Origin of the sequence: Rhodanobacter sp. B04 (genome assembly GCF_002001125.1) — a bacterium.
Lineage (GTDB): Bacteria > Pseudomonadota > Gammaproteobacteria > Xanthomonadales > Rhodanobacteraceae > Rhodanobacter.
In genome coordinates this window covers 1-7,545 of the sequence record NZ_MUNV01000023.1, presented here as the reverse complement: position 1 = coordinate 7,545, position 7,545 = coordinate 1, and the positions used below count along the sequence as shown (strand labels likewise).

The window sequence follows — 7,545 nt, the reverse complement described above, 5'->3', positions numbered from 1 at the left end:
AGTAGTAGTGACTGGCCTTGCCAGCTCGGCCAGGGCACGGGATGCCATATCAGGGGACTGCGCCCGCAGATCCGGAGAAGTGCGGCACGGCACCGCACTCTGCTCTGATAGCCACTATTTCGCCGTCTGAATCGCCCCGGGATTTGAGGAGGCTCCAACTCTTGAGAGAATGGAAGCATGCAAGACAAGTCGATGAGTAATAGCAAGATGATGAACGACCACATGGCGAAGATGTGGAGCGCCATGGACACCAGTGGAAAGGGCTACGTCACGCAGAGCGAGTATCAGGCATACATGGACGCCCAGTTCAAGAAAATGGATGCAAACGGTGACGGAAAACTTACCAAGGAAGAATGGATAAACAGTATGAAGATGATGCACCAAAACGACATGGACATGATGCATCACTAACGGCGTTCAGTCTGGTGGTTCCCATTTTGTGTCCAGTTGGAAATAGTCATCGACTAGCCACAAGAACGCCGCCGTAAAGCACGAGTGGCGTTTTTTTCGTGCATCTCATTTGTCAACAGAGTTAAAGCAGGCTTGGCCGATCCCTGGGAGCGTGCCCCGGATACCAACGGCCATGACAAAATCAGCAAAGATAGAGATGCCGGCCGGCATGAAGATGATGTAACACTAACGTATGATCTTCGCCGCCGGATTCTGCGTTGGCGCAGACGGATAACCCACCGCAATTGATCATGGAGGCGATGGGGCATTTCCTGTGGAGGTTTCTCAAAAGATTCCCCTCAGCAAACAGACCGTCGATCGGAGTCTTCGACAAGTCGCATGATATCTACTGAGACACCCCTAAAAGGAACCGGGACTATGCTGATTTTGACGCGCCGCATCGGCGAAACTTTGATGATTGGCGACACCGTGAAAATTACTGTTCTGGGGGTGAAAGGCGCCCAGGTGCGGATCGGCATCGACGCGCCGAAAGATGTAGAAGTCCATCGCGAGGAAATCTACGAACGAATTCAACGCGACAAGCAACGGCCCAAACCGTGAAACGATGTTGCACATGGCAATGGCGCTCAAAGAATGTAGTGGCCGTGATCCTCTGCAAAAAGCAATGTAGCGAGATCCGCTGTGACCTCCGACAAATCGTGGGGCTTCTGCCATACCGAGGGTGCTCCGGTAGGTTTCTTGCGGCTCGTTACCGCTGTAGCCAGAGGCCATGAGGAAGGAGATACCGTGACGACGCAAGGCGTCTGCCAGCGAAAACTGCCCTGACCGGCAACGTTGATATTGAGAGTGGCGATACTGATCGATTCGGAATTGGTCAATTCCAGGCCCATGGACGGCCAGACCACCGTCAGCACGCGTTAACCCGTACGCTCAATACGTCCTCCAAAAGTATCGTAGTCATCATTTCGTCTACGGCGATGAATATGCATGGTCGACTCGAGGTGTTCGGCGTCTCCTCTAAACTTAGGGCGAAGATAGCGCAGGTCCAACTTACCTACTGCCCATGGGTCCTTGTGCAACAACTCGCGTGATCGAAAGACGGAGCGCATGATCGGCTTATCGTTGCTGTATGGGCGTATGCCTGAGGTTAAGAGAACACCACCAAGGCATGGTTCTTGCTCAGCTTGTGGAATGACGATAAAGCAGCAAGAGAGACCTTCGACAATCGATGACGGCCTTCCCACACCCGAAGGAGAACGCCGCTACCCCCATACTGGCGGCTACTACCGCCGCATCACACCGCATAACGCCGCAGAACCGGAGATGTATCGATGCACATGCGTCGCGTGCTGTGACGCTGTGTGTCACGGTGAGTGTGATTGTTCAGCGTGCACCGCGAGGTGGGTCGACACTGGGCATCCTGCTGCGTCCAAATATGCCAATTTGTGACCATTCAAGATAGAGCCAGAGCTGGGGATAGCCGCATCGTTCCGGTGCATCGTTTGGGATACCAACGATTCACGCATCTTTCGCAATCACGGGAAAACTCGTGATGCCCGTTTGACGTTTGGTCGAGTAAGCTCTGGTCGTTCATGTCGCCTGGGAGCATGCGATGGTTAAAAAAAGCCGCGGGAAGCTTCAACACATGCTTGATGCGCTCGACGAGGCCATGCCTGATTTGATTCAAGCGTATCCGGATAACAAAGACTTCTGGCCAGCCTTTAATTTACTCGCCGATCCGATTCAAAGCGCAGCAGGGTCAAACGACTTCATCTGGGTGTTGAATCAGATCAATGACATCCAATTCAAGCACAACAAACCAGCCCCTTTACCCGTCGTTTTGCGCGCTTATCTGTCAGCGCCATGATAGACAGCTAGCGTCGAGATCGAAACGATAAGTTGGACCGATACGGTGATCACGTTGTATTTGCGGGCGGTAGATAGTCGCCCTTCAACTTGCCGTGCTTGTCGAGAATCCAATCGATCTCGTCGTTCACCCAGTCGTAGTCATCTGGCTTAGCACCTTCGGTGATGGCATCGGCCATGTGAGCGAACACGGGCATGAAGTTGTGATCTTCGGGGTATTGTTTCATCAAGGCTGGCATGGACTGATCGAGCTTTGCCAGCAGTCTTTTAAGCTCCGTACGTGTCATGTCCATGTCGGGCACCAAAGTCATCTTGAACGGCGAGCCTACGGCGCCGGATGTCAACCAGAGATCAATTCACGTGCCTACGGCCAATCTCACATTAGGCATGCGGAATACCGATAGCTATGCACTAATAGTGCTGCTCTAGACCGTCAGCCATCGATGCATTTTTCATGGATTTGAGGCTGCGCCACTCATCAAACAAGAAGCGAATTCGCCAGACCAACCTTAAGGGCTGAATGCTTCTTCGAGCATCCGTTCGGCAATATCCCGAAAATCGGATTCACTCACCTCCAGGTAGCCGCGGCGAAACGGCAGTGCCCAATACGTCTTGTTCTTGATAAAGGAAAGTTTCGAGAGGAGCAGACGGATATCGACCTCGTTGACGGGGCTGTAGTGGACGTCCCGCCGGAACGGGCACCTCTGTTCGTCCAAAGCTCTGTGATAGACCTCCCTTTCGGCAACCTTCCCGATGGCTGTAAAGCATTGACATGGCAAGTTGCTTTCCGATGAGGCGTGATCTGAGTAACAAGCAATCCAATCGCCGGGAGACATGCGCTGCAACACCTTTGTACGTCCGTGCGTGAGCTGGCAAAAGCCGCCTTTCACGCTCTGCATCACATGATCGCGGGGTGCGCAGATGATCCAGAAGCGCGTTTCGATAGCGTTGCTGCTATGAACCATCCTCGCCTCCTACGCTCAAGGGTCGATCGAAGAAGCGGGCAAACATCCGTCCGTTATTCGAGGAAATAATGACGTCGCGAAGGGTTAGATTTCAACTCGCAATCAAGATGAGACCGCGCCGCATCCGTCGGCGGGGATGCGGCATGGTCGCGCCCGGATAGCGCCCATGCTGGGATGGTCGTTTCAGAGAGCTCACGTACCCCAGGTTTTTTTTGTGATGACGATCACAGTAGTGGTGATCACGGCAACGGCTCTGCGGGATTGGAACATTCATTGCTTCTCTTTGAACTGAAGCGAATGGCGGAGCGCATTGAGGGCTCCGGGGCCAGCTTACTTAACGAGCTGACTTGGCTTTTTTTAGGACATTCGCTGGCTGGATCCGTTCATCTCGTGCCGTTGCAGGAAGGGCCATGCGCCGCTTGCTTCCGTCTATGCCTCTCGACGTTCTCCTACGTTCTATCGGAATCGCCGTTCTGGCATTCGTTTCATGCGCCTACTCGTTGGCCTTGGCGCACTCAACCGGCGTAATGTCGTTATGGATCGCCAATGGGGTTCTTGTCGGCTGTCTTCTCCGATTGCCAACGCGCCATTGGTGGGCGTATTTGCTTTTCGGTTTCGCGGGAAATGGCGGGGGCCAGCTTCTGCTTCACAATCCACTCCTGGCATCGCTGGGTCTCGCTACGGCCAATACCCTCGAGATCTTGATCATCAGCGGTGCCGTACGCTGGCGGTTTGCGGAAATCTCCAGCGATACACCGTTTCTGGAACTGGGCCGCGTGGCCCTAACGAGCACACTCATCGCGTGCGCTCTCTCGGCGTTGCTTGCTGGACTCGTCGTGCATGTGGCGCAGGGGATTCCGCTGTTTGCCTACCTCAACACATGGTACCGCGCCCACGTGGTTGGCATGGTGATCGTGGCAACGCTTACGTTGGTGACGCTCATCGAAAAAGGGAGGCTTCTGGGAGTACGCGGCAAGCGGTGGTTGTTGGTTCGCGATATGACCTTGATAGCGGGCACGACACTCGCGGTATTTACGCAGTCACGGTATCCCTTGCTGTTCTTGGTCTACCCCCCACTGCTCCTGGCGGTGTTCCGGCATCGCTTTGCGGGTTTGGTGTTGGGCATAGCGTTGGTCGCCGCCATGACCAATATCGCAACAGCTTTGGGCGTGGGCCCTTTCGAGCTCATTCCTGGTGGATCAGAAACTGAACATACCATCCTCGCTCAAGTGTTCATGGGGGTGACCTGCCTGATCGCTGTGCCGGTCGCCTTGATTCTCGCCGAGCGACGGCAGTTGGTGATCAGAATACGGGAGAGTGAGCTGCGGTACCGGATCCTCGCCGATTATGCCGGTGACCTGGTGATGCGCATCAGGCCCGACGGTCAGCGACGCTACGTGTCACCTTCCATCAAGGATTTGCTCGGTTGGAACGTCGAAGATTTTATGACGCCGCGTCCCGATCTCATCCACCCCGATGATCGCGACCGTGTCGCCAAAGCCGTCACTGATCTTCATCGAGAGGGTGGTTCAACGATCACCACTTACCGTATTTGTCACAAGAATGGCCATTACGTCTGGTTTGAAGCGTTGGCGCGGTTAGTTCCAAGCCCGGAAGGCGATGGCGCCATGGAGATCATCTACACCGGGCGAGATGTCACCCAACGCGTGCTCACGGAACACGCCTTGGCCGACAGCGAACGACGCCTTCGTACGATCGCCGATAACGTACCCGCGGTTATTGCCCATGTGGATGCTACTGAGCATTACACCTTCGTCAATGCATACGTTAAACACGTTTCAGGTGCAGACCCGCTAAAGATGATCGGAAAAACCATGCGCGAGGTGCGTGGCGAGCAGATCTATAGCGACCTTAAGGGTCACATTGCGACCGCCTTAGGGGGTAAGGCAGTCACGTTTGAGTACGAGGCGGACTACAGGGGAAAACACACCTATTTCCAGACGAACTTCGTGCCGGACTGCGACCAGGAAGGACAGGTTTGCGGTGTCTATGCATTGACCACGGACATCACGCATATCAAGGAGGTGGAACAGGAGCTGACCAAGCTGGCACGCTTCGATACGTTGACGGGTCTCGCGAACCGGCGCCATTTCGATGAGCACATGGCGATGATGCTGTTACAAAAATGCCGGCAGCCATCAGCACTTCTTCTGATGATGATCGATGTGGACCACTTCAAACGGGTCAACGACTCGTGGGGTCATGGCGTCGGCGATGAGGTGCTCAAGGAAGTGGGTCGACGCATCCAGGGCTGCCTTCGCAAGAGGGATCTGGTGGCACGCCTTGGTGGTGATGAATTCGTCGTCCTCGTGGAGGATGTGGATTCGTCGTCCATTGGGGAAGGACTGGCTCGTAAGGTCCAGGCCGCGATGGAACCAGAGATGACGGTGGGAACCGTTCGAGTGCAGGTGACTTTGAGCATCGGCGTGGCACTTTGCCAAAGCGTCGTTTCCGCCGATGACTTTATGAAAATCGCAGACGCCGAACTCTACAAAGCCAAATCCGACGGACGTAATGCTTATCGCATGGTGATGCACGGATCATGAATCACGCGCAGGCTTCAGGAACTAGAGGGCAAGCATCGACGTCAAAGGGGAAGCATGCCATGGCTAAGGTGAGTGCCCACATCTCATGGCGCGCATTCCCTGAAGTGTTCAAATCGCGATGGCTGTTTCATTGATCAATGACATCGTCTCAAACGTGAACTCACGCCAGAGCGCTCTTCCGGGCTTTCTAACTCAATTCGATATCTGTGAATCAACGGGAATTTCGTGCGGAAAAATTCACGTCTTTCGAGGTAATAATCACTTATGTCCGTAGGGAGCATCATGTGATGAGCAGTCAGCCACATGTTCCTCATCTACCGTCACCTACGGCGACGGATGAACGGGCGTGGCTGCGCAGCCTCATCAAGGCAACCACGCCCTTCGAAGTCGGTAAGGTGATCGAAGACTTGGCCGAGGCATTGCCCGATTGCGAGACGGCCGTCCTGCTATGGGATGGTGATATCGAGGCCCATCCCTCGGGCACGAGAGTAACGACCGATGAGGTCACATGGGCACAGCGTGCACTGGTCGGTGACGGATTCTTCCTTGATGGCGATGGCCAGCGGGCAGCGTGGCGGCTGTTGCCTCACGAGCGCATTGTACTGCTGCTTCGTTTCACTTCCCGAAAGGTGGCGCCATCTTTACGGAGCGTTCTTGAGCGAAATTTCGAGATAGCCAGTCATCGATTGCTCCAAGCGTTGGAGTTGACCGGTGTAAGAAGTTCACACAAACAGCTTGAGCGATCGGAAAATTTACAGCGCGCGTTGTTCACGATCTCTGATTTAGCAGGTTCCGACCTGGACATGCCGGAACTCTTACGCGGCATCCACGAAATCGTCAGCACGCTGATGTACGGCGAAAATTTCTTCATCGTGCGATACGATCCTGAACGCGGCATGATGCACTTCCTCTACTACGCCGACGTCGAAGACAAACAGGGCCCGGACATCACGAAAGAGGAGCCGCTGGAAGGTCGGCGCCACACGCTCACATGGCACCTGCTGACCAGCGGCAAGCCGTTGATGGGCAGTAACGAGCAACTACTCGAGCAGGTGAATGGACCGCTCATCATTTCTGGCCCGAACAGCGACGATTGGCTGGGTGTGCCGATGCAGCGCAACGGTCTGGTACATGGCGCACTGGTGGTGCAAAGCTATCATGAGGGCATCGTGTATTCACGCGAGGATCGGGCGCTGCTTGAATTCGTCGGCAGTCACATCCTCACCGCGCTGGAGCGTAAGCTGAGCAAGGACGACTTGGAGCAACGCGTGCGCCAGCGCACGCAGGAGCTGGCCGAGGCCAATCGTGGATTGCAGCAGGAGGTGCTGGAGCGCCAACGGGCCGAGCAGCTGCAAGCAGCACTGTTTCAGCTTGCTCAGCTGGCCACGGCTGACATTAGCGAGGACACGTTCTACGAGCGGGTTCATCGGGTGGTCGGCAAGCTGCTCAATGCGGAAAATTTCTATATTGCCCTGCTCTCGGACGATCGTCTCACGTTGGATTTTCCATATTACGTGGATGCCGGTGAACGACGTACGTTGTCGCGCCCTTTGGGGAGAGGCCTGAGCGAATATGTTTTGCGTAAGGCCACGCCATTTCTCGGGCGGATTGTTGAGTTCCATCCAAAACTGAGCCACTTCGCCGGGTGATTTTCGTCGAAATTTGAGCCACCTCCTACCACCCTCCGCTCACAGCACGAGCGGGAGCAACAGGAGTGATCGACGTGGCCCTATTGA

General features: G+C 54.9%; 8 protein-coding genes. 5 read left to right on the top strand and 3 right to left on the bottom strand.

Features of this window, described 5'->3' with window-relative positions:
• Window positions 1-177 precede the first annotated feature (177 nt).
• Window positions 178-411 (top strand): EF-hand domain-containing protein, encoded by a 234-nt coding sequence (locus B0E46_RS14565; RefSeq protein WP_077556504.1) that lies wholly within the window; start codon window positions 178-180, stop codon window positions 409-411.
• 417 nt (window positions 412-828) lie between these two features.
• Window positions 829-1,011 (top strand): carbon storage regulator CsrA, encoded by a 183-nt coding sequence (csrA, locus tag B0E46_RS14560; RefSeq protein ID WP_077556503.1) that lies wholly within the window; start codon window positions 829-831, stop codon window positions 1,009-1,011.
• 26 nt (window positions 1,012-1,037) lie between these two features.
• Here the strand turns inward: csrA and B0E46_RS17450 are convergent, their stop codons facing one another.
• Window positions 1,038-1,325, bottom strand: a complete 288-nt coding sequence (locus B0E46_RS17450; protein ID WP_139350568.1) for a hypothetical protein — start codon at window positions 1,323-1,325, stop codon at window positions 1,038-1,040.
• Window positions 1,326-2,056: 731 nt separating this feature from the next.
• Between B0E46_RS17450 and B0E46_RS14555 the strand changes: the two genes are divergently transcribed.
• Window positions 2,057-2,278 (top strand): hypothetical protein, encoded by a 222-nt coding sequence (locus tag B0E46_RS14555; protein WP_139350567.1) that lies wholly within the window; start codon window positions 2,057-2,059, stop codon window positions 2,276-2,278.
• A gap of 49 nt (window positions 2,279-2,327) precedes the next feature.
• On the opposite strand, the gene B0E46_RS14550 is transcribed toward B0E46_RS14555, so the two are convergent.
• Window positions 2,328-2,570, bottom strand: a complete 243-nt coding sequence (locus B0E46_RS14550; RefSeq protein ID WP_139350566.1) for a hypothetical protein — start codon at window positions 2,568-2,570, stop codon at window positions 2,328-2,330.
• Window positions 2,571-2,786: 216 nt separating this feature from the next.
• Window positions 2,787-3,242: an EVE domain-containing protein gene (locus tag B0E46_RS14545; RefSeq protein ID WP_077556500.1), complete on the bottom strand. Its 456-nt coding sequence runs from the start codon at window positions 3,240-3,242 to the stop codon at window positions 2,787-2,789.
• A gap of 410 nt (window positions 3,243-3,652) precedes the next feature.
• On the opposite strand from B0E46_RS14545, the gene B0E46_RS14540 reads away from it, so the two are divergent.
• Window positions 3,653-5,809 (top strand): sensor domain-containing diguanylate cyclase, encoded by a 2,157-nt coding sequence (locus B0E46_RS14540; RefSeq protein ID WP_077556499.1) that lies wholly within the window; start codon window positions 3,653-3,655, stop codon window positions 5,807-5,809.
• 287 nt (window positions 5,810-6,096) lie between these two features.
• A complete protein-coding gene (locus B0E46_RS14535; protein WP_077556498.1) occupies window positions 6,097-7,458 on the top strand; it encodes a GAF domain-containing protein in 1,362 nt (453 codons plus the stop codon).
• The last annotated feature ends 87 nt before the right edge of the window (window positions 7,459-7,545 follow it).